The following is a 21,163-nucleotide window of genomic DNA, read 5'->3' as shown; positions in this document are numbered from 1 at the left end:
AATGTTCCGTGGCCGTGGCCTGATCCAGGTCACTGTTCACTGCCGGACAGGCAGCTCAGAAACGAAGCGCAAGGTCGTGCTGGCCTCGCTGACCGTTCACTGCCGGACAGGCAGCTCAGAAAAGTCTGCATACCAACAACTTTGCTTCGACAGTGTTCACTGCCGGACAGGCAGCTCAGAAAACTTCCGATAGCGTCACGCTCAGTGCCGCTACGTTCACTGCCGGACAGGCAGCTCAGAAAAGCGGTAATGCCAATTTGCGAGGCAACGGGAAGTTCACTGCCGGACAGGCAGCTCAGAAAGCCCCGCAGCCGAAGGGAGGGGAGTGATGAGCGTTCACTGCCGGTCAGGCAGCTCAGAAAATCCGGCAGTTTTCAAGACTGCTGCAATAAACATTCACTGCCGCATAGGCAGCATCGAAAGGCTGACGCGTCTACTCTGCGGACCATTCGGTCAGTTCCCGCACTCCCCTGTCATCCCTAGAATCCGCCGCTAGTGCTCAACACACTTCAAACAGCGGCTATCGCATCCGAAAGTCTTGAAAGGCGGCGTTCAACGAATCAAACAGGAGCTCCGCACCGTGACAGATCAGAACACCCCCCAACACCCACCTCCCCTTTGTTTTTACTACCACGGCAAACCACTGCATGTGCAACACCACCAAGGCGAATGGTGGCTGCATAGCGGCGATGTGCTGGGCGTCACTGGCCGTCGGCTGGGAAACCGCCTGCAGCAATTACTGGCGGCGGACCCAAGCCGCAAAAACACCGCAGTTACTGAAGACATCAAGCAATACTGGCCTGTGACTGCCCTGCTGCGCGCCTTGCGTCGCAGTGGCAAGCCGCTGGCGCGGCAGTTGCGTGACTGGTTAAACCGAGCGCTGCTACCGGCACTGGAGCAGCTGCCGCCCACTGCTCCGCGTTGGGAGCAGGCTCTGGCGCTGGCGGCGGAGGCCGGGGTGCAGGTGAGTCATGCGGTGTTGCAGGCGGTGTTGGCACAGGGTGCGCGCTGGCAGCATTCGCACTGGTTGCTGACGCTGGATTACACGCCGGACAGCCCCTTGCGCCATGCGCATGGCCGTTTGCTGGGGCTGAACAGTTCGGCCACGCCCTTGCAGGCGCTGGCGCAGCAGATAGCCACGGAACAAGGGATTGCGGCAGATAATGGCGAGTTGCTAGGGCTGGCAACGGCCTGCCATCAGCAACTGCGTGGCCGTTTGCAGCGCCAGGCACGGCGCATGTTGTCGTCGGGGTAATGGATGGTGTGGGCAGGTATGATCAGCCGCACGCGGTAGCACCTGGGCGACCGCGTGCATAGTGCACCTGAACAGAAACATGCCCATCTGGGCATCCGCCAGCAGACAGGATGCCCCGGCTACACCCGGAAACCGGAAACCGCCTGTTTGAGCTCGTCCGCCATCGCCTTGAGTTGCTCGGCATTGGCAGCCACCTGTGAAACCACCGTACTGGTTTGTTCGGTCATGTGGGCAATATGCTCTACCCGTTTGGCAATGGCGCTGCTGGTGGATTTCTGTTCGCGCAAGGAATTGGAAATGACGGTCACCGCCTGCACCACGCCTTTCGAGCCATCACTGATCAGTCGCATCGACTCTCCGGCCCGGCCTGCCAGTACCACTCCTTCGCTCACCCGCTGGTTACCCAGTTGCATGGTTGCTGTGGCTTGCTCCGTATGGCTCTGGATGGTGGCTATCATGGTGGTGATTTCTTCAGCGGATACGGTTGTCCGCTCCGCAAGCTTGCGCACTTCATCGGCAACCACCGCAAAGCCCCGGCCTTGCTCGCCGCGCGCGCAGCCTCAATGGCGGCATTCAAGGCCAGCAGGTTGGTCTGGTCGGCTACTTCCTTGATTACATTGGCAATGCTGCTGATCTGTTGCGACTGCGAGGAAAGCGTAGCCATTTGTTGCGCCGTCTCCGTCACGTTCTGGGCAATGCGGGTCATTTCATCCGTGGCATCCTTGACCTGTGAGGCCCCCAGATCCGAGCGGCTGCCGGACTCGGTGGCAATCTGCTCGGCTTCCCTGGCATTGCCGGCCACCACATCAATGCTGACTGTCAGTTCTTCAATGGATGCCGCCACCGATATGGTGTCATTGCTTTGCTGCGATGCCGTGCTGGACACCTGACTGGATGCAGCAGCCAGTTCGGCCGCCAGGCTGGAAACATTGTCAGCGCTGATCAGCACCCGGCGTATCAACAAGGCCAACTGTTCCTGCATCATCTTGATTGAGGTCATCAGGCTGTCAGGACTGGCACCGGCGGTCTCTACGCGGGTGGAAAGGTCGCCAGCGGCGATGCGCCGCGAAACTTCCATGGCGTAATGTGGCTCTCCTCCCAGTTGCCGGATGATGCCCCGGCTGACGTACAAGGAGAAGACAATCAAGGCCGCCAGCATCACCACGGCAGTGACGAGGCTGCCGGAGATGATGCGTGCACATGTCGCATCAAACAGCTTGTCGGCCTCGTCCGCGTCCTGCGTCAACGCCGTGGCCAAGGGGGTCAGGGCGTCATTGATGGCGGTGACGTATTTGTCCATTTCGTCATCCAGCGGCCGGATCAGCTTCAGATCGGCATCCGACTTGAGCAAGGGCAACACGCGGGATTCATACAAGCCTACCAGCGAGTGGTACGCAGTTTGCGCTTGTGCCACCCGCTTCTTTTCATCCTCGTTTCGTGCCAGCTCAGCGGCATTGGCCAACCTTTTTTCTGATAAGGCCTTGATTTCTGACCAGTCCTTGGCGGATTCATCCAGATTCCGGTTAATGATGCTGTCGGCAATGACCCGATATATCACCGGACCAAGCTTGGCGGTGATCAGCATTTCATTGCTTTGCTGGCTGCGCAGGTAGCCTTCATTCTGCAGATCGCCAAGATAACGCATGCCAACAAGGGTTATCAGCAGCAAGAATGAAAAGGCAGCTGTCGCAATGGCAAGCAACAGGTATAAGCGACTTGAAACCTTGAGTTTTCCCATTTCCCTGCCTTCCTGACACCCGGATTTAACTGAATTTTCTTATATCGTAGACGGATATTTTGCAAACGCTGCACCAGACTTGAATTCAGCGCGTGGCAGGTACTCCCTCGCGCTGAACCAGGGCAAAGCTTCGGCTTGTTAACGCTATGTTGCTGGTCTGTTTGTTGGTGGTGTAAATCCAGAAGCCAGGCGTGGTCAGCAAGTGGATTCAGCATGGCCTGCTGCCAGTGCCAGTGATTCCCGGATGCGCTTTCGGACCGGCGCAGCAAACCGATTGCGGATAAAGTTGATGTACAATACCAGATTAGCACATTGGCATTATTTTTCTGCCATTCGTCCCTTGTCATGCAAACAACAGTGGCAACACATGTGCCGGACGGTGCGCAACAAGCAAAAAAAACGGGCAGAGAACATCGCTCTGCCCTGCTGCCCGCTTTGCTGATCATGCAGTTACCGCTTACTTTTCTTCCAGATCGTATTTGCGGATCTTGTCGAACAGCGTGGTTTTGGCAATTTTCAGCACTTCGGCGGTTTTGGACACATTACCGCCCTGCTTGCGCAGTTCTTCGGCAATCATGCCCTTTTCAAACGACTCCACCGCCGCGTGCAAGGTGGGCTGGGTATCGGCCATGGCGTTGCCCGGCACCATTTTCAGGTCCAGCACAAAGCGGTCGGCCTGATTGCGCAGCTCGCGCACATTGCCCGGCCAGTGGTAGGCCATCAGGTCGCGGATGACTTCCGGGGTGATGGCCGGTGCCGGGCGGTTCATGCGTAGCGCGGACTGGGTGACAAAGTAGTCAAACAACAGCGGAATGTCCTCGCGCCGGGCGCGCAGCGGCGGCAGGTCCAGCGTCACCACGTTCAGGCGGAAGTACAGGTCGGCACGGAATTTGTCTTCTTCGGCCAGCTTGGACAAATCGGCCTTGGTGGCGGCAATCACGCGAAAATCCACCGGAATCAGCCGATTGGAACCCAGCCGCTCGATCACCCGCTCTTGCAGCACACGCAAGAGCTTGATCTGCATCGGCATGCTCATGCTTTCGATTTCATCCAGAAACAGCGTGCCGTGCTGCGCGTATTCGATTTTGCCGATGCGCTGCTTGCTGGCACCGGAAAATGCCCCGGCTTCGTGGCCGAACATTTCGCTGTCGAACAGGGTTTCCGGCAGGCCGCCGCAGTTGAGCGCCACAAAGGGGCCGGTGCGGCCGGACAGGTCGTGCAGGCAGCGCGCCAGCAGCTCCTTGCCGGCACCGGTTTCGCCGTTGATCAGCACATCGGTGGGCGTAGCGGCCACGCCCTGCACCAGGTGGCGCAGCTCGGCCATCACATTGGAGTTGCCAATCAGCCGGCTTTCCAGCCCGCCATAGGCGGCCAGTTGCTTGCGCAGCTGGCGCACTTCCAGCGCCAGACGGCGTTTTTCCAGCGCGCGTTGCACCACCGACACCAGCACTTGCGGCAGGAAGGGCTTCTGGATGAAGTCGTAAGCGCCGTCGCGCATGGCCTGCACCGCCATGGCGATGTCGCCGTGACCGGTAATCAGGATGACCGGCAGGTCGAGATCGTCGGCCAGCAGTTCCTGCATGAAGGCCAGGCCGTCCATGCCGGGCAGGCGGATGTCGCTGACGATGATGCCGGCAAAGTCACGGCCTATGCTGCGACGGGCTTTTTCCACCGAATCGAAGCCCTGGGCCTGGATGCCGTCCAGCCCCAGCGCCTGGACATAGCCCAGCTGCACGTCCTGATCGTCCTCGATCACCAGTACTTGTAGATTGCTCATGTGTTACTCCTGCTTGTTCTGTCTGAGCGTGATGATGAATACCGCCCCGCCATCCGGGTGATTGTCGGCAGTCAGCATGCCGCCATAGGACTTGATGATGTCCGAGGACAGGGCCAGCCCCAGGCCCAGCCCGCTGGTTTTCTTGGTGGTGAAAAAGGGTTCGAAGATGTGGGCGCGCACTTCGTCGGACAGGCCGCTGCCATTGTCGCGCACGCTGATGCGCACGGTGTCGCCCTGGCGCGACCAGTCGATGCTGATCTGCGCGTTGTCCACGCCGTTCAGCACATCAATGGCATTGCTGACGAGATTCACCAGTACCTGCTCCAGCCGTACGGCTTCACACAGCACCACAATATCCGCCGGTTCGGCGGGCAGCTGCAATGTGATATGCGTCTTTTTCAGCCGGTGGTTCAGCAGGAACAGGGCGTTTTCCACCGCCTGCGCCACCGCTACCGATTCGCGCTCGCCATTGGGGCGGCGGGCAAAGGACTTCAGCTGCTCGGTCAGCGCGCCCAGCCGCACCACGATGTCGGTGATGCGTTCCAGATTGGCCCGCGCGGTGGAGAGGTCGTTGATTTCCAGAAAACGCACGGTATTGGCCGACAAGGCGGACAGCGCCGCCAGCGGCTGGTTGATTTCATGGGCGATGCCGGTGGACAGCTGGCCGATGACTGCCAGGTTTTCGGTACGGATCAGCTCGTTCTGGAAGTTTTCCACCTGCCGCGCCGCCTGGATGCGTTCTTCGATTTCCTTTTTCAGGCTGGCATTGGCTTCGCGCAGCTCGCTGCTGCGCTGCTCGACCTGCTCTTCCAGATGATCGTGCGCCAGTTGCAGATTGCGCCGCGCCTCGGCCTGCGCTTTCAGGTTCATGCGCCATAGCCGGACAGAATGCAGCAGCAGGCAGGCAAAGCCCACCGCCACCGCCACCGCCAGTGCGCGGGTCAGGGCCAGGCTGTGCAGCTCGTGCGTGTCATTCAGCATGGTCAGCGTCATGCCGCTGACCGGGATGGTCTGGCTGATGGCCAGGTATTCGTGCCGACTGCGGCCCTGCCCCATCTGCACCAGCATGGCCTGGCTGTTGAGCACGCTTTTGCGCTGCCAGATGGGCGGCTTGATCACCTGCTTGTTGTATTGCTGGGCTTTTTCCAGCGCCAGCCGCGCAGCAAAACTGAGTGGCGTGGTGGCATGGTATTTCCACTCCGGCACGGAGGACAGCACCACCACGCCGTTGGAGTCGGATACCAGCAGCGGCTCCACGATATTGCCCCACATGTGTTCCAGCTGTTCCAGCCCTATCTTGATGGCCACCACCCCCACCCGCTCCTGCCCCTGGTAAATGCCGGTGGCCAGATAAAAGCCGGTGGCATTGCCGGTGGTGCCAATGGCGTAATAGGTGCTGATGCGATTGGCCGCGGCCTGCTGAAAATAAGGGCGGTAAGCGATATTGCGGCCGACAAAACTGTCTTTTTGCTGCCAGTTGCTGGAGGCAATCACCTTGCCCGCCTTGTCTACCAGGTACGCCTGCAAGGACCCGGCGCCCTGATTCAGCCGCACCAGGTACTGGTTGGCACGCGCCAGTTGCCGGGCATCATCCGGCGTGGCCAGCGCTTCGCGCAGGGTGTCGTTATAGGATGCCGCCAGCGGCAGCAGGCCGAACTTGTCCACCTCGTGCTGCAGGAAACCGGCATTGCGCGCCACACGGCGCACCGAATCCTGCTGGCGCTGTTGCAGTTGTTCCTGCCAGCTGACGGTGTACACCACCCAGGCGGACAACAAGGACAGCGCCATGGAGATCAGCAAATAAAGATAAAAACCGCTTCGTTTCATACGCACTCCGGGCCTGGCCCGTTTGGCTTGATTCACGTCGTCGCCCTGCGGCGGCTGGCTGGTGGTGGCTGGCATGCGGGCATTATCCCACAGCACGTTGTCACTTTTTGCGCCGCAACATGCAAAGCAAAAAACCACGCGGGCCATACCCGCGTGGCAAGGTCATGGCAGGGCCACGACGACCGAAAGGATAAAGAACAAGACAGCTAGAACACGTTGACCAGCACGATGGTGAACACCGCCATCACCAGCCGGGATACCGCATAGCCTACGGTATAGCCCACGGCAGGTACCTTGCTTTGCGCTGCGTCTTGCAATGCGCCCAGCGCGGCCGTGGTGGAACGGGCACCGGCGCAAGCACCAAGCAGGATGCCGGGGTGGAACTTGAACACGAAGCGTCCCAGCAGCAGGCCGACAATCAGCGGCACCAGGGTAACCACGGCACCGGCAAACAGCAGGGTCAGGCCGTATTGTTGCAGGCCGGAAATGAAGCCAGGCGCGGCATTCAGGCCAATCACCGCAATAAAGCCGTTAAGACCGACATTATTGAACACCCACAGTGCCGGGCCAGGAATCTTGCCGAAGGTACGCATGGTGGCACGCAGGTAACCACACACGATACCGGCAACAATGGAACCCACCGAAGTACCGAAGCTCAGCGGAATACCGGCCACATGCACGGTGATGGCACCCAGAATGCTGCCCACCACGATGCCGAAGCCCATGAAGGCCATGTCGGAGTTTTCCAGCGGACGGTCGGCATAGCCCAGTTCCTTGGCTACGGCCACCACGTCCTGCTTGGCACCCAGAATGGTCAGCACGTCGCCACGCTGTACCACCACATCATGCCCCATCGGCATGTCCAGCTCGCCCCGGCTGAAGCGGGTAAGGAACAGGCCACGGCCCGGCTTGCCAAACAGCGTACTGGTGATTTCGCCCAGGGTTTTGCCAGCGTATTTGCGGCTGGTGACCACCAGGTCGAGCAGTTCGGTGGAGAAGTCCAGCAGCGGAACGTCCTTCACTTCCTTGCCAAAATGGTGCTGGTATTTCAGCAGCGCGGTCAGGGTGCCGGAAATGGCCACCACATCATTACGCTGGATGCGGGTAGTCCCTTCGCAATCCACAATCCTGGCACCCACGGCCTGACGCACGCGGCGGACAAAGATTTCGTGGTTGAACATGGCTTCCACTTCGGAAACCGTCTTGTCGAACAAGTCCACATTGCTCAGCAGGAAGGCACGGGCGGAAAACTCGCGGTACGCAGTGCTGCCCACGGTGTGGCCGTTGCCGTTTTCCTTTTCATAGCTCTTGCACTCTTCGGCCAGATTAAAACCCAGCACTTTCGGGGCAAAGGTCGCCAGGAACCAGGCAGAACCGGCAGTACCGAACGGGTAAGTCACGGCATAGGCCACCGGCATCAGCGCCATCGCCACTTTCACGCCGCCAGGCATCTGGTTGACCTGATTGAGCAAGTCGGTTGCCACGCCCAGCACGGTGGAGTTGGTATAGCCACCGGACAGCAGGCCGGCAGTCAGCGCGGCGTCGTAATGCAGCATCTTGCCCAGCAGGATGGCCGTGACCAGACCGGACGCACACACCAGAATGGTGAAGAACACCTGCGAGATACCGTCACTCTTGAGCGCACGGATGAACTGCGGGCCCACGGCATAGCCGACGGCAAACAGGAACATGGCAAAGAAGGTGGATTGCAGCACCGGCGGAATCACCAGATGCACCTGGCCAATCAGCAAACCGGCCAGCAAGGTGGAAGTCACCACCCCCAGATTGAATTTGCCCAGACTGAGATTGCCCACCCAGAAGCCGACAGCGATGGTCAGATAAATCGCTATCTCCGGATACTTCTGCAGGGTATGAATGATGTAGTCCATGATAGACACCTTTGTATGGTCGACCACCGCCAGCCGGTTATCCGGCCCGGCGGAGGTCATCAGGCGCTTGCGCGCCCTTCAGCTGTTCATGCACCGCCCGACCGAGCGGTGCAATCTTCCACTCCCAAACCGCTAACAAAACCTGGTAGAGGCCCCGGCTCAACGCAGCAGAGTTTTCTGTTATCGGGTTGTGGAGCAGCTAACAAAATAGCGTAGCGTCCCTGGGGCAAGGCGCGCCGCCGCAGACAGTACAAGTGGTACGGCAAGGCGGCGCAACGCAGCAGCAGGGGTTTTGTCAGCTGCTCTCAGTACTGCGGCTTGTAGAGCTGCGCCTCGATCCAGGCACGGATATCACGCGGACGTTCCACCTGGGCCAGGCCGGAATCGAACATGTACTCGGCAATGCGTGCTGCCGTGGTCACTTCGGTTTCCAGAATCTGGTCCTGGCTGGGGAACAGCATGCTCTTGGCGCGCTGGGTCAGCGTGACCTGATCGGCGGTGGCATGGGCAGCCACGATGAAGCATTCGTCGTTCAGGCGGGTCGGACGGCAGCAGTAAGTAGCCAGACCGATGGCCGGGTAGATGTAGAAGTTGTTGGCCTGGCCCGGACGGAAGGTCTTGCCTTCGTAGTCAAAGTCGGGGAACTGCACGCCAGCGGCAAACAGCGCCTTGCCCTTGGACCAGGTGTAGGCTTCCTCAGCAGTACACTCGGCCTTGTGGGTGGGGTTGGACAGCGCAAAGATGATGGGCTGTTCGTTCAGTTCGCTCATCAGCTCGATCACCTCGCGGGTGAAGGCACGGGCCTTGGTGCTCACACCTACCAGCACGGTCGGCTTGAAGTCGCGGATGGCCTGCACAAAGTCCTTGCACGGCTTGGCCGGGCGGGCATACAGCTTCTGGGTTTCGGACAGGTCGGTACGGGAATGCTCGATCAGGCCGTTGATGTCGAACAAGGCCACCTGCTTGCGGGCATCGGCTTCGCTCAGGCCCAGGGTTTGCAGTTCGGCGCAGAACAGCTTGGCAATGCCAAGACCGGCAGAGCCCGCACCCAGGAACATCACGCGCTGGTCGGTCAGCTTGCCGCCGGTAATGTTCATGCCGGCCGCAATACCTGCCAGCGCCACGCTGGCAGTACCTTGAATGTCATCGTTGTAGCAGAGGATCTTGTCTTTGTAGCGATCCAGCATGCGGATGGCGTCGGTGCCCTTCCAGTCTTCAAAATGCACGCAGCAGTTGGGGAACACTTCCTGTACGGCCTGGATGAATTCTTCGGTCAGTTCGTCCAGCTCGGCTTCGGAAACCGGGGCTTCGCGGGTGCCCATGTAGAAGGGGTCGGCGCGCAGGGTTTCATTGGTGGTGCCGATGTCGAACAGCACCGGCAGCAGGCCGGCCGGCGGTACGGCAGCGCAAGCGGTGTACAGTTGCAGCTTGCCAATCGGAATACCCATGCCGTTGGCACCGATGTCGCCCAGGCCCAGAATGCGGCCACCGGTGGATACGCAGATGAAGCGCACGTCTTTTTCCGGCCAGTTGCGCAGCACTTCGGCCATGCGGCCCTTCATGTAACGGGTGATGTACATGCCACGGGCGCGGCGGTAGTTGTTGCCGAAGGTTTCGCAGGCATCGGCTACGGTCGGGTCGTACAGTACCGGGATGAAGCGCTTCGGGTCGGACATCACCGTCTTGTAGAACACGGTTTCGTTACGGTCTTCCAGGCCGATCAAATAGGTGTAGCGTTCCAGATCGTCCGCTTTTTCATCCAGATGCGCCATGACGCGCTCAACCTGACGGTCCAGGTTTTCCACCGCATGCGGCAGCAAACCTTCCAGGCCCAGCTGGCGACGCTCTTCCACGCTGTAGGCCGTGCCCTTGTTCAGCTTGGGTTCATGCAGCAGCGGCATGCCGCCTTGTACGCCCTTGGCGCTCAGTTTGTCATTCTTGACGGAAGTGTTCTTTACAGTCATGGCAATCTCCAGTTTGTATCGAATGGGTGAGATGAAAACGTCTCAGCTGCCCTTCTTATTGCAACTGGCGTGCCAGCCTTTCCGCCCTTTGAAATTTTTTTAGATCATTGATTTTTATGGGTTTTTATTTACTCAAAAAACCATACTCACGTCAGGCCGTACTTTGCCCCGTAAGGCGGGTGCGGAAGTCCGTACTTTGTTTGTGGGCTTTATGCAAACATGAAAAAACCCGGCCAGCCAATGAAGGCTGCCGGGCTTGCGCTACTGCGAAGTAGGCGCACGAATGGTGCGGCTGCTCATGCCACCGCAGCCAGCAGATGACTCAGAAGCGGCCAAACAGCACGCCGGTGCGCTGGTCCTTTGTCATGGTGTAAATGGCCTGCGTGCCTGGCTTTTCTTCACCCATGCCGGGGCTGTGCAGCGGCATGCCGGGGGCGGACAAGCCCACCACGTCGGCCTTGCTGGCCATCAACTGCCTGATGGCAGCCACCGGCACATGGCCTTCAATGGTGTAGCGACCAATCCTGGCGGTGTGGCAACTGCCAAGGCCGGGCGTGACGCCCATTTGCTGCTTGATGGACTGCATGTCATCGCGATTGATGGCGGTAACCTCAAAGCCCTGGTGCTTGAGGTAGCTGACATAGGCCTCGCAGCAGCTGCAACTGGGGCTTTTGTATAGCGTGACCGGGGTAGCGGCAAAAACGGAAGTACTGAATGCGCCGATCAATACGGCAATAACGCGGGTGCGGATAGTGGCCATGGTGGCCCTCCTTCTGGCAATGACAATGATTAGATTGACCGGCAACAAGCCGGCAAAATGGAAAATGCTGTCAGGCCAGTACAGGGGGGCGGTGCGGCGGAGAAAGGGTGATGCCAGCCAGCGTGGCAGGCTGGGTGGGCACAAAAATGCCGCCGGTGGCTAACGGGGCGGCAGTCCAGTCGGCAAACTGGGACAAGGCAGGTGCGCACAGCTGCACGCAGCCCGCGCCACCACACAACATGCCATGCGCCGCTTTTGCATGGCCGGCATGTTCCGGCATCTTGCCTGCTGTGTTGTCGTGGCAGCTGGCATGGGCCACGCAGTCTGCGGAGGTGATAGCCGCACCGGCCATGGCCATGTCGGCACTTGCCGCCAGCACATTGAGTGCCGGAAGCGCGAGCAGAAGCATGAGCAGGAAACGGTACAGGGCTTTCATGGCTGGGAAGATAGCACTGCCAGGTGGCACAGGTGAATGCAGGATGGTGTTTTGCTTGTGGATGGTTGATCTGGATCAGTCAAACACATGGTCAACCGGCATAAACAAAGGCCACCCGATTGATCAAGGGCATCAGCACGACCACCCCATGTCGGGTATATGCATACCAGCTACCCGGTGCAGAGACGGCACGGTCGATTTCTCTGGCGACCCCGGCTTTGATTGGAATGCCGAAACCATACTGGTTCAGATAATTCTCCAGTAATGGCCCGGCTATTGTTTGTGAAGCACCCTCCCCCTCAAACCACTCACGATGACCGTGCAAGGGGGTAGCTTCCCACTCCAGCTCCGGAAGCAGGCTATTCGGGTTCTTGCGGGCCAGATGCGGAGGAAGCTCATACAAGACCACTCCCGTCTCGTTACCTCCGGGGCCAAAACCCCAGGAGTCGGTTTCTGCGTACAAAACCTTCTGCACCCCCAGCTGTGGCGGCAGCAGCGATAAATGGTTTGGTGCTGCCAGCACCCACACGGCAGCGATCAGGCCAATACATAGAAACAGGCAGGACAACACGCACACCCACGTTTGACGATTCATATGTCTATCAATGCACGCATGGAAATTCGCTCAGGCAGATGCACATCTTTCATGACCTAGAACCAGCAACTTTCACCCTGAACCGACAGAACAATATCAAATCAACAACGATTGCAAAAACAATAAAGGCAATATCATCAGCCATGGAGTCACCTGCCTTTTGACGTTTGGCTTCATACTTCAAAACCGCACTATCATAAGGCACCACAACAACACCATCCGCCTCAATGGAAAACACCACCCTATCCTGTATGCCACTCATACCAACCCAGCCCAGTTTTATTCTGGAACCAACTTTATCGGCATAATCCATCCGCCCAGGCTCATCGCAGCGTCCTTTGAAAAAACACAAACTACAACTCGAATAGCCAGCTCCGGCAGTTGGCGCACAATAATAAAAATGATTATCGCCCAGCAAAATTCCGGAATTTCCGGCAGTACGCTTTCCTAGCCTGTACTGAACTGCGCCCGTTGAATATTTGATATCTGATTTATGTGGTGTGTGATACCTGGAATACAAAACCCAATCATTCCAAGCATTACCGACTGCAAAAAAATTGACTCCCACCACAATAATCATCAACGCAAGTCTTGCAAACATTTATCTTCCTGACTGCCAAGTCAAATTGCCTTGCCGATTAAGCATTATTCGACATGCATGGCATCCACTTCAAAAACAAGCACCAGCCAAACCGCAGCCGGAGATAACCAGGCCAATTGGTGAGAAAATGGCAGCCAAAACAGTAACAATCGCCACCCAATCTTCACGTACGCGACTTTCTTGTTTTCTGAGCAGGAATGCGCAAACAAATGCCAGCGAACTCGGAAGAAACAGAAAAACAGGGATTACCAATTTTTCCGCAATAATGATTAGTTCCGGTTTAGGTCTGACAGGTGGTGTTCTTGCCCAGAAAAATGCATAGGCAAGCATAAGGGTGGCGATCAGTGCAATAACCAGTGCAACATATTGCAAGATCTTATTCGTGAAGTGAACTTTCGCAAGCACAAAGCTTTTTCTGACAAGAAATGCATAGCCAAAGACCAAGGACAAAATAACAAACAGCTCTTTTATCATCTTGCATTACCAATAATAACCACTATCAACCTTAAGAAACAGCCACTTGCAAAACCAACATTAAAACAATATGCAGCAGCGTCTTTTACTTACTCTTCAGCACCAAACAGCCAATACAAACCAAAAAAACACCTAATAGCAAATAGACAATACCTGCCGCAAGCGGCGCGACTGCTGGACTGAAAAACTGCGAAAGCAACAACGAGAGGCCGCATATCGCCTTGCAACTACTTCCATCCGTATGCATTGCGCCACGAATCAATATATCACTGCCATTTACAATACCAAACACACCAAGAATCAAAACACACCAAGCCAAGACAGTGCTGTCACGATACATACTTGACCTCGCTGCATTTAATGAACAAGAAATTACGATTAAGCCTGGCCGGTAGCGAGCGAAGCGTCTGACCAACAGCAGTCACTTTGGCGTATTAGTCCGAAAGAATTTATACGCTTGAATCCGAAACGAGGGTTTCGCTCACGCCGTGTTGCTTGGCAGGTGTCTTTTCAAGCGACAGGAGATGAATGCCTTCAACAATTGGTAAACCGACACCAGCCGACAAGGGATATTCCGCCACCTCCCCGGTAAGTACATAACCGCGGCGCTGGTAGAATGCCAAGAGTTCTGGTCGAGAAGACAGAACCGACATTCTGAATACCGATGCCTTTAAATGCTCTGTAGCGTATGCCTCTGCATGGAGCAGCATCTGCTTACCAAGACCTTGGGCCTGCATACCGGGATGGGTCGCCAGCATGCCAATGTAAGCGCCAGACTGACCTCCTTGTACATGTACACAAGCGACAATTTCAGCCCCATGACACAAGAGCAGAACCGTGGACTGCTCGTGAAACAGAGAAAGAACCTGCGACAGGTTAATTCTTTCACCAGCAATCAGATTTGCTTCGTGAGTCCAGCCTGCCTCTTGCGGCGAGGGACGGTAAGCTCGGTTCACAAGAGTTGCAATTTCTTGGGCATCGGCCTCACCGGCAATACGTAGTTCAAATGACATTCGCGCTTTCATGGCTTAAGCCGGTTAACCGTTATTTGCGGACAGAGAAGTTCAGCGTATGGATGACGATACGGGCTGCATTGGAAGGTCAGCAAGGCTTTCATGACATTGAGATTATCCGATGCAATCCCTCTACTCAAGTAGCAATCACACAGACAGTGCAGTAGAAATCCGCTCACGCGGATGATGATTTAAGTGCCGCTTCCGCGCGGCAAACGGGAAAGGGATCTTTGCTTGGCCAAAGATTCCCACTACGGGAAAAGCTAGCCACATCATATGGCCTGCAGCTACCCGAGAGGGCCCGTCCGGCGCGAGGCGCGCCTGAACTCGCGATTTGCTAACGTCAAATCGCTCAGACATTGCAGGCGATTACTTACCTCGCCCCGGCCACCTGTCTGCATGCTTGACGGGGCCGGTTGGCGCGTTGGTGTGGTGTTTCTCTGATCAGGAACACTTGTCGGAGCTGACCCAATCCCGTCAGCGCGAGCCGACACAGTGGTGCCGCTCAGGGTCTTAAGCGGTCGGCTGTCCGCAGCGGCGCGACGTTAGCGCGCCGCAAGTTCCGGCCGCGCCCTGAGCGGTGCGGCTGGGGCGGGAATTCGACGCGCTGCGGGTCGCCTTTTCTTTGGGTACTTTCTTTTGGCGAAGCAAAAGTAAAGTACCTCGACGGCGGGGCGAGACCCGCGAAGTTGATTTTGCTGTTGGTTTTTCGTTGAATTGTGCGGGTTAGAAATCTGCTACGCAGATGATGATTTACATGCCGCTTCCGCGCGGCGGACGGGAAGGAGGGCTTGCCTGGCCAAGCCCTCCTTCACCTCCAAGGCCACCCCACAAGCATGGCCTGCGGCTGCCCGACAGGTTCCGTCCGGTGCGAGGCGCGCCTGAACTCGCGATTTGCTAACGTCAAATCGCTCAGACATTGCAGGCGCTTAACACCTCGCCCCGGCCACCTGTCGGCATGCTTGACGGGGCCCGTGGGGCGCATCGGTGCGGTACTTTCCTTGCAAGCAACGTCCTGCTCGCCTTCCCCTTAGAGCAGTTTCCACACATATCCCCCATCGCTACAGTGTGCCGCTGGTGCTCAACACACCATCTCGAAGCGGTTGCCGTACCCGAAAGCTTGACGGCATTTTTACGCCCATCAGTTCCGTATTTGTCCATTTTTTCGGACAATGCCAAGCTTATGGCCGGGTAGCGTGCAGTCATACAATACCCGGGCAACCGGGAAAATCTGCAGGCCGTCTTCGAGCGGTGTTGAAGTACCTGGCCACCCTCTCAACAGGGGTGACTTTCAACGCACTCGAAGGAACCCGCTTCATGACTACGCAAACCTCCCCCCAACACCCGCCTCCTCTTTGCTTTTACTACCAGGGTAAACCGCTGCATGTGCAACACCAGCACGGCCAATGGTGGCTGCACAGCGGCGATGTGCTGGCTGTCACTGGCCGACGTCTCGGCCAACGCTTACAGCACTTACTCGCCGCAGACACCACTCACCAAAACACCGCAGTTACTGAAGACATCAAGCAATACTGGCCCGCAACGGCCCTGCTGCGCGCCTTGCGTCGTAGTGGCAAACCGCTGGCGCGGCAGTTGCGTGACTGGTTGAATCGAGAGTTGCTACCCGCGCTGGAGCAGCTGCCGCCCACTGCGCCGCGTTGGGAGCAGGCCCTGGCACTGGCGGTGGAGGCCGCCGGGGTGCAAGTGAGTCATGCGGTGTTGCAGGCGGTATTGGCGCAGGGTGCGCGCTGGCAGCATTCGCACTGGTTGCTGACGCTGGATTACACGCCGGACCATCCCTTGCGCCATGCGCATGGCCGTTTGCTGGGGCTGAACAGTTCGGCCACGCCCTTGCAGGCGCTGGCGCAGCAGATAGCCACGCCGCCGGGCATCTCTGCCGATAATGGCGAATTGCTGGGGCTGGCTGCCGCTTGCCATCAGCGCTTGCACAGTCGTCTGTCACGGCAGTTGCTGCGTGATGGGCAGGGACCAGCCCGCCCGGCTTGAAGTCTGGCGCGAGCGCGCAGACGCCAAGTGCGTTAATGCTAGGCGTGACGCCAGCTGAACTGGCAAAAGCGCCGCTGCCAGTCGTCCAGTACCGCCTGACCCGGCCATTGTGTGGCGTCGAACAATGGCTGGCCTTTGGCATCCCGCCCCTGTTGCAAGGCGGCATGGGTGACGCCCCTGGCCTGCAACGTTGCCGCCAGCCGGTGCAGGCTGTCTGCCGTCATCACGCGCGGGTCCAGCGTGGTGCGGCATTCCAGCGTGGCTCCACCGTCCGCAACCATGTCCAGCGCAACATCCAGTGCCTGCCACATGCGGCTTTCGCTGCCGGGCACGCCGGTGACGGCATCCACCCCGCCCGGCGCGGCCTTGATGTCGAGGCCAATCCAGTCCACCAGGCCTTTGAGGGCGGCCAGCCGATGCGGGTAGATGCCCGCCGTGTGCAGGCCGATGGCCAGGCCCAACTGGCGGCGTCCTGTATCCAGTCCGCCAGTTGCGGGGCCAGGGTGGGTTCGCCACCGGAAAACACCACACCGTCCAGAAAGCCGACCCGCGCCGCCAGCATGCTGCGCACTTCTGGCCAGGCCAGTTGCCCGGCACTGCGGGCTTGCAGGCCGGGGTTGTGGCAATAGCCGCAGCGCCAGGGCAGCCGGCGACAAACACGGTGGCCACCAGCCGCCCCGGCCAGTCACAGCTGGAAAACGGGGCGACACCGGCCAGCGCCAGGCTGGATTCAGTGGTGCAGGTGCTGTTCATCAAAATGCACGCGCTCGGCAAATTCGCCCTGCTTGCCGGTATTGAAGGCGGATACCGGGCGGAAGTAACCCATGACGCGGGTCCATACTTCGCAGCGGGTGCGCAGGGACGGGTCCAGCTGTTCTGCCTGTTTGATGTCGGTTTGATGGGACATATTGCTCTCCTGTGAGGGTTGGGGTTTATGCGCGGCTAACAAAATGGCGTAGCGGACCTGAGGCCAGCTGGCCCAAGGCTGCGACAGGCTTTTGTCAGCCTCGACAAGCATTTCAGCAGCAAGGTGCGGTGGCTGCCGTGGTACGGGCCAGCAGTTCGGCGTCGCACTTGGGGCAGAATTCATGATGACCACTCAGATAGCCGTGCTGCGGGCAGACCGAGAAGGTGGGCGTCACCGTGATGTAAGGCAGGCGGAAGCGTTGCAGCGAACGGTGCACCAGCTGCTTGCAGGCCGTGGCCGAGCTGACCGCCTCGGTCATGTACAGGTGCAGCACGGTACCGCCGGTGTAGCGCGCTTGCAGCGGCTCCTGATGTTGCAGGGCGACAAAGGGGTCGTCGGTATGCCCCACCGGCAGCTGGCTGGAGTTGGTGTAATAAGGCTTGTCGATTGGCCCGGCTTGCAGGATGTCGGGGTAGCGCTTGCGGTCTTCGCGGGCAAAGCGGTAGGTGGTGCCTTCCGCCGGAGTGGCTTCCAGGTTGTACAGATGGCCGGTGTCTTCCTGCATCTGCACCATGCGGGCACGGATGTGATCCAGCAGTTGCAGCGCCAGTTGCTGGCCGTGGGCGGTGGTGATGTCGTCGGCATCGTTGCTGTAATTGCGGATCAGCTCGTTGATGCCATTCACCCCCACGGTGGAGAAGTGATTGCGCAGCGTACCCAGATAACGCTTGGTGTAAGGATACAGGCCGTCGTCCATCCAGCCTTGCACCCGTGCGCGCTTGATTTCCAGGCTGGTGCAGGCCAGCGCCAGCAGGCGGTCGGTTTCGGCCAGCAGGCCGTCCCAGTCACTACGGAAGCGGTAGCCCAGTCGCGCGCAGTTGAGGGTGACCACGCCCAGCGAGCCGGTTTGCTCGGCACTGCCAAACAGGCCGTTGCCGCGCTTGAGCAGCTCGCGCAGGTCCAGTTGCAGGCGGCAGCACATGGAACGCACCATTTGCGGTTCAAGATCGGAATTAAGGAAGTTCTGGAAATACGGCAGGCCGTAGCGGGCGGTCAGGTCGAACAGCAAATCGGCGTTGGCGCTGTCCCAGTCGAAATCCGGCGTGATGTTGTAGGTGGGAATGGGAAAGGTGAACGCCCGGCCATGGGCATCGCCCGCGCCCATCACCCGCAGGAAGGCGCGGTTGATACGGTCCATTTCCGGCTGGCAGTCGCCGTAGCAGAACGGCATTTCCTCGCCGGCAATGATGGGAATCTGACCGGCCAGATCCGCCGGGCAGGTCCAGTCGAAGGTCAGGTTGGTGAACGGGGTTTGCGTGCCCCAGCGCGAAGGCACATTCAGGTTGTACACAAATTCCTGCATGGCCTGCTCCAGCGCGGCATCGTCCAGCCCGTCGCGCTTGAGGAATGGTGCCAGGTAGGTATCCACGCTGGAAAACGCCTGCGCGCCCGCCCATTCGTTTTGCAGGGTGCCCAGAAAATTCACCATCTGCCCCAGCGCCGCGCTCAGGTGACGCGGTGGGGCCGATTCCACCCGGCCCGGCACACCATTGAAGCCCTCATGCAGCAGCTGACGCAGCGACCAGCCCGCACAATAGCCTGCCAGCACGTCCAGATCATGCAGGTGGAAGTCTGCCTCGCGATGGGCCTGCGCCACCTCCGGCGGATAAATGCCGTCCAGCCAGTAGTTGGCGGTGAGCTTGCCCGCGGCATTGAGTATCATGCCGCCCAGGCTGTAGCCCTGATTGGCATTGGCAGAAACGCGCCAGTCGGCGCGGCTGAGGTATTCGTCCAGCGTGGCAAGCGGATTCAGCAGCACGGTATTTTTCATAACAATATATAGTGATTAAAATTTTCAAAACACTATATATAGATTTTTATGGCTATGCCGGACACAAGACCAAACACTTGATCCGCATCAAGCGTGGTGCCCTGCCAGCCGCCGTGGCAGGCATGTTGGCATAATCGTCATCAGTAAACTGGCAGTCTGAATAGGGCTGGGCCCTATAATGGCCTGCAAGCACAGCCAGGCAGCGCCCTGCGTGCCTGCTCCCGGAAACCAACGGTTCACCCTCTTCCGCTCATGATCAACACAGAACAACAAGGCAGGCAGGACAAGGTCCGCATCGAGCAGATCCGCCTCTTGCTCAACAACCTGGGCAGCTCGGTCCTGCCCGGCATTCTGGTGGTATTGCTGGTGGCCTATGCCTTACAGCACCAGGCCGACCCGCTGCGGCTGACCCTGTGGTGCGTGGTGGTGATTGCCTCCAAGCTGGTGGACTTCATGGATGCCCGCCGCCTGCTGGCCCGTGACATCCGGCCAGCCGACTTGCCGCAGCTGCGGCGGCGTCTGGTGGTACTGCACGCCTTCGACGGCGCGGCCTGGGGCAGCCTGATGTGGGTGGGGCTGAACCCGGCGTCACCCCCCAGCTGGATTCTGGCCATTGCCGTGCTGTCCGGCGTGGCGGGTAATTCCATGTCCATCCTGTCGCCGGTGCTGCCTGCCTTCATCGCCTTCATCACACTGGAACTGGGCATGATTGCGCTCAAGTCCTTGCAGTCGGATGCACTGGCGCTCAATGCGCTGGGCCTAGCCGCCATCATGTATCTGGCCACCTTGCTGATGCAGGCACGCAATAGTGCGCAGGCGGCCAAAGGGGCCATCGAGCTGCGCTTTGAAAACCTGGAGCTGGTGGACCGGCTGCGTCAGGCTTCGGCCGCAGCACTGCGCGCCCAGCAGGAGGCCGAGCAGGCCAATATTGCCAAATCGAAATTCCTGGCTGCCGCCAGTCACGACCTGCGCCAGCCCATCCACGCACAGGGGCTGTTTCTGGAAGTGCTGGGCAAGACCAAGCTGGACCAGAACCAGCAGTCGCTGATCGGCCATATCCAGAGCGCCACCAATGCCTCGGCGGAAATGCTGCACAGCCTGCTGGATTATTCGCGGGTGGATGCCGGGGTGATTACCCCGCAGCTGCAAGCCTTTGCCCTGCAGCCACTGCTTAACAAGATGGAAAGGGAGCTGGCACCGCTGGCCAACACCAAGGGCTTGTTCTACCGCAGTCGTGACACGGCAGAGGTGGTGCTGTCGGACCCGTCACTGATTGAACTGATCCTGCGCAACCTCATCAGCAATGCCATCCGTTACACCCAGCAAGGCGGCATTCTGGTGGGCTGCCGTCGCCGTGGCGACCAGCTGCTGCTGGAGATATGGGACAGCGGCATCGGCATAGACCCGCAGCAACAGCAGGAAATCTTTGACGAATTCCACCAGCTGGGCAATCCGGAACGCGACCGCAAGAAAGGCCTGGGCCTTGGGCTGGCCATCGTGCGCGGCCTCACCCAGCTGCTGCAACACCCCTTGCGGGTGGCGTCGCGGCCGGGCCGCGGCAGCGTGTTCCGCCTTGCCCTGCCACGCATTGCAGTGACCAACCCGCTACCCGCAGAACCCCCGCCGCCAGTCAGCATCAGCCAGCCCCTGCCCAGGGCCGCCGTATTGCTGATTGAGGACGATGACATCGTGCGCAGCAGCATGGTGATGCTGTTGCAAAGCTGGGGTTGCCAGTGCATGGCGGCAGAGTCGCTGGAAACCGCCCTGCCCTTGCTGGCGCAACAGACGCCTGCCTTGCTGATCAGCGACTACCGGCTGCGCGAAAAGAAAAGCGGCACCGATGCCATCCGTGCCATCCGCAAGGCAGTTGGACGCGACATCCCCGCCCTGCTGCTGACCGGCGACACCGCCCCGGCGCGGTTGCGCGAAGCCAGTGACAGCGGCCTGCCCTTGTTGCACAAGCCGGTTGCACCGGCACTGCTGTACGACAGCCTGAACCAGCTGCTCAGCCAGCAGCCCTGCACGTCGCCAGGCGGAATACAGTAGAAAGGCTTTGCTTTTTTCTGAAAAAAGCACATATTTGCCTCTC

At 58.9% G+C, this 21,163-nt stretch carries 16 protein-coding genes, 1 pseudogene and 1 CRISPR repeat array; of the genes and pseudogenes, 3 read left to right on the top strand and 14 right to left on the bottom strand.

All coding sequences use genetic code 11. From position 1 onward, the window contains the following. Window positions 1–34: 34 nt before the first annotated feature. Window positions 35–362: a CRISPR direct-repeat array (repeat unit 28 nt; unit sequence GTTCACTGCCGGACAGGCAGCTCAGAAA). Window positions 363–580: 218 nt separating this feature from the next. Then, window positions 581–1,255: a BRO-N domain-containing protein gene (locus tag AWT75_RS21235; RefSeq protein WP_153013282.1), complete on the top strand. Its 675-nt coding sequence runs from the start codon at window positions 581–583 to the stop codon at window positions 1,253–1,255. Window positions 1,256–1,374: 119 nt separating this feature from the next. Here the strand turns inward: AWT75_RS21235 and AWT75_RS09080 are convergent. From AWT75_RS09080 to AWT75_RS09025, 11 genes and pseudogenes are all read right to left on the bottom strand, one after another. Then, window positions 1,375–1,961 (bottom strand): annotated as a pseudogene (locus tag AWT75_RS09080) (methyl-accepting chemotaxis protein). 1,489 nt (window positions 1,962–3,450) lie between these two features. After that, window positions 3,451–4,770, bottom strand: a complete 1,320-nt coding sequence (locus AWT75_RS09070) for a sigma-54-dependent transcriptional regulator (protein ID WP_062788935.1) — start codon at window positions 4,768–4,770, stop codon at window positions 3,451–3,453. A gap of 3 nt (window positions 4,771–4,773) precedes the next feature. Further along, window positions 4,774–6,597, bottom strand: a complete 1,824-nt coding sequence (locus tag AWT75_RS09065; RefSeq protein ID WP_161937738.1) for an ATP-binding protein — start codon at window positions 6,595–6,597, stop codon at window positions 4,774–4,776. Between the two features lie 206 nt (window positions 6,598–6,803). Then, window positions 6,804–8,486, bottom strand: a complete 1,683-nt coding sequence (gene aspT, locus AWT75_RS09060; protein ID WP_045844898.1) for an aspartate-alanine antiporter — start codon at window positions 8,484–8,486, stop codon at window positions 6,804–6,806. Window positions 8,487–8,791: 305 nt separating this feature from the next. Then, window positions 8,792–10,450 carry an NAD-dependent malic enzyme gene (locus AWT75_RS09055; RefSeq protein ID WP_082696024.1) on the bottom strand — a complete coding sequence of 553 codons (1,659 nt, stop codon included), beginning with the start codon at window positions 10,448–10,450 and terminating at the stop codon, window positions 8,792–8,794. 322 nt (window positions 10,451–10,772) lie between these two features. Then, window positions 10,773–11,210, bottom strand: coding sequence for a DUF411 domain-containing protein (locus tag AWT75_RS09050; RefSeq protein ID WP_045844870.1), 438 nt, complete (start codon window positions 11,208–11,210; stop codon window positions 10,773–10,775). 70 nt (window positions 11,211–11,280) lie between these two features. Next, the gene (locus AWT75_RS09045; protein ID WP_153013281.1) at window positions 11,281–11,619 is read right to left on the bottom strand and encodes a hypothetical protein; all 339 of its coding nucleotides are present in this window, start codon (window positions 11,617–11,619) and stop codon (window positions 11,281–11,283) included. 118 nt (window positions 11,620–11,737) lie between these two features. Further along, window positions 11,738–12,241, bottom strand: a complete 504-nt coding sequence (locus tag AWT75_RS09040; protein ID WP_062788932.1) for a hypothetical protein — start codon at window positions 12,239–12,241, stop codon at window positions 11,738–11,740. Between the two features lie 49 nt (window positions 12,242–12,290). Then, complete coding sequence (locus AWT75_RS21230; protein ID WP_153013280.1) at window positions 12,291–12,842, bottom strand: hypothetical protein; 552 nt, start codon at window positions 12,840–12,842, stop codon at window positions 12,291–12,293. Window positions 12,843–12,911: 69 nt separating this feature from the next. Further along, window positions 12,912–13,316, bottom strand: a complete 405-nt coding sequence (locus tag AWT75_RS09030; RefSeq protein WP_062788930.1) for a hypothetical protein — start codon at window positions 13,314–13,316, stop codon at window positions 12,912–12,914. Between the two features lie 449 nt (window positions 13,317–13,765). Then, window positions 13,766–14,329 carry a GNAT family N-acetyltransferase gene (locus tag AWT75_RS09025; RefSeq protein ID WP_062788929.1) on the bottom strand — a complete coding sequence of 188 codons (564 nt, stop codon included), beginning with the start codon at window positions 14,327–14,329 and terminating at the stop codon, window positions 13,766–13,768. 1,317 nt (window positions 14,330–15,646) lie between these two features. On the opposite strand from AWT75_RS09025, the gene AWT75_RS09020 reads away from it, so the two are divergent. Further along, window positions 15,647–16,336 carry a BRO-N domain-containing protein gene (locus tag AWT75_RS09020; protein ID WP_153013279.1) on the top strand — a complete coding sequence of 230 codons (690 nt, stop codon included), beginning with the start codon at window positions 15,647–15,649 and terminating at the stop codon, window positions 16,334–16,336. 38 nt (window positions 16,337–16,374) lie between these two features. Here the strand turns inward: AWT75_RS09020 and AWT75_RS21225 are convergent, their stop codons facing one another. From AWT75_RS21225 to AWT75_RS09005, 3 genes are all read right to left on the bottom strand, one after another. Beyond that, window positions 16,375–16,797 carry a hypothetical protein gene (locus tag AWT75_RS21225; protein ID WP_062788927.1) on the bottom strand — a complete coding sequence of 141 codons (423 nt, stop codon included), beginning with the start codon at window positions 16,795–16,797 and terminating at the stop codon, window positions 16,375–16,377. Between the two features lie 269 nt (window positions 16,798–17,066). After that, window positions 17,067–17,243, bottom strand: coding sequence for an anaerobic ribonucleoside-triphosphate reductase (nrdD, locus tag AWT75_RS21220; protein WP_131360248.1), 177 nt, complete (start codon window positions 17,241–17,243; stop codon window positions 17,067–17,069). A gap of 112 nt (window positions 17,244–17,355) precedes the next feature. Further along, window positions 17,356–19,062 carry a ribonucleoside triphosphate reductase gene (locus AWT75_RS09005; protein WP_239689526.1) on the bottom strand — a complete coding sequence of 569 codons (1,707 nt, stop codon included), beginning with the start codon at window positions 19,060–19,062 and terminating at the stop codon, window positions 17,356–17,358. A 264-nt stretch (window positions 19,063–19,326) separates the two neighbouring features. On the opposite strand from AWT75_RS09005, the gene AWT75_RS09000 reads away from it, so the two are divergent. Then, window positions 19,327–21,120 (top strand): ATP-binding response regulator, encoded by a 1,794-nt coding sequence (locus AWT75_RS09000; protein ID WP_062788924.1) that lies wholly within the window; start codon window positions 19,327–19,329, stop codon window positions 21,118–21,120. Window positions 21,121–21,163 lie beyond the last annotated feature (43 nt).

The sequence above is a fragment of the Aquitalea pelogenes genome, from assembly GCF_001515305.1.
GTDB classification, from domain to species: domain Bacteria; phylum Pseudomonadota; class Gammaproteobacteria; order Burkholderiales; family Chromobacteriaceae; genus Aquitalea; species Aquitalea pelogenes.
Note: the sequence above shows the minus strand (reverse complement) of the source record. Positions and strands in the feature narration are given on the sequence as shown.

Coding starts and splice junctions, on each gene's coding strand:
- AWT75_RS21230 (WP_153013280.1), bottom strand. CDS start 12,842: ATGTTTGCAAGACTTGCGTTGATGATTATTGTGGTGGGAGTCAATTTT.
- AWT75_RS09040 (WP_062788932.1), bottom strand. CDS start 12,241: ATGAATCGTCAAACGTGGGTGTGCGTGTTGTCCTGCCTGTTTCTATGT.
- AWT75_RS09030 (WP_062788930.1), bottom strand. CDS start 13,316: ATGATAAAAGAGCTGTTTGTTATTTTGTCCTTGGTCTTTGGCTATGCA.
- AWT75_RS09045 (WP_153013281.1), bottom strand. CDS start 11,619: ATGCTTCTGCTCGCGCTTCCGGCACTCAATGTGCTGGCGGCAAGTGCC.
- AWT75_RS09070 (WP_062788935.1), bottom strand. CDS start 4,770: ATGAGCAATCTACAAGTACTGGTGATCGAGGACGATCAGGACGTGCAG.
- nrdD (WP_131360248.1), bottom strand. CDS start 17,243: ATGTCCCATCAAACCGACATCAAACAGGCAGAACAGCTGGACCCGTCC.
- AWT75_RS09050 (WP_045844870.1), bottom strand. CDS start 11,210: ATGGCCACTATCCGCACCCGCGTTATTGCCGTATTGATCGGCGCATTC.
- AWT75_RS09025 (WP_062788929.1), bottom strand. CDS start 14,329: ATGTCATTTGAACTACGTATTGCCGGTGAGGCCGATGCCCAAGAAATT.
- AWT75_RS09020 (WP_153013279.1), top strand. CDS start 15,647: ATGACTACGCAAACCTCCCCCCAACACCCGCCTCCTCTTTGCTTTTAC.
- AWT75_RS09055 (WP_082696024.1), bottom strand. CDS start 10,450: ATGACTGTAAAGAACACTTCCGTCAAGAATGACAAACTGAGCGCCAAG.
- AWT75_RS09065 (WP_161937738.1), bottom strand. CDS start 6,597: ATGAAACGAAGCGGTTTTTATCTTTATTTGCTGATCTCCATGGCGCTG.
- aspT (WP_045844898.1), bottom strand. CDS start 8,486: ATGGACTACATCATTCATACCCTGCAGAAGTATCCGGAGATAGCGATT.
- AWT75_RS09000 (WP_062788924.1), top strand. CDS start 19,327: ATGATCAACACAGAACAACAAGGCAGGCAGGACAAGGTCCGCATCGAG.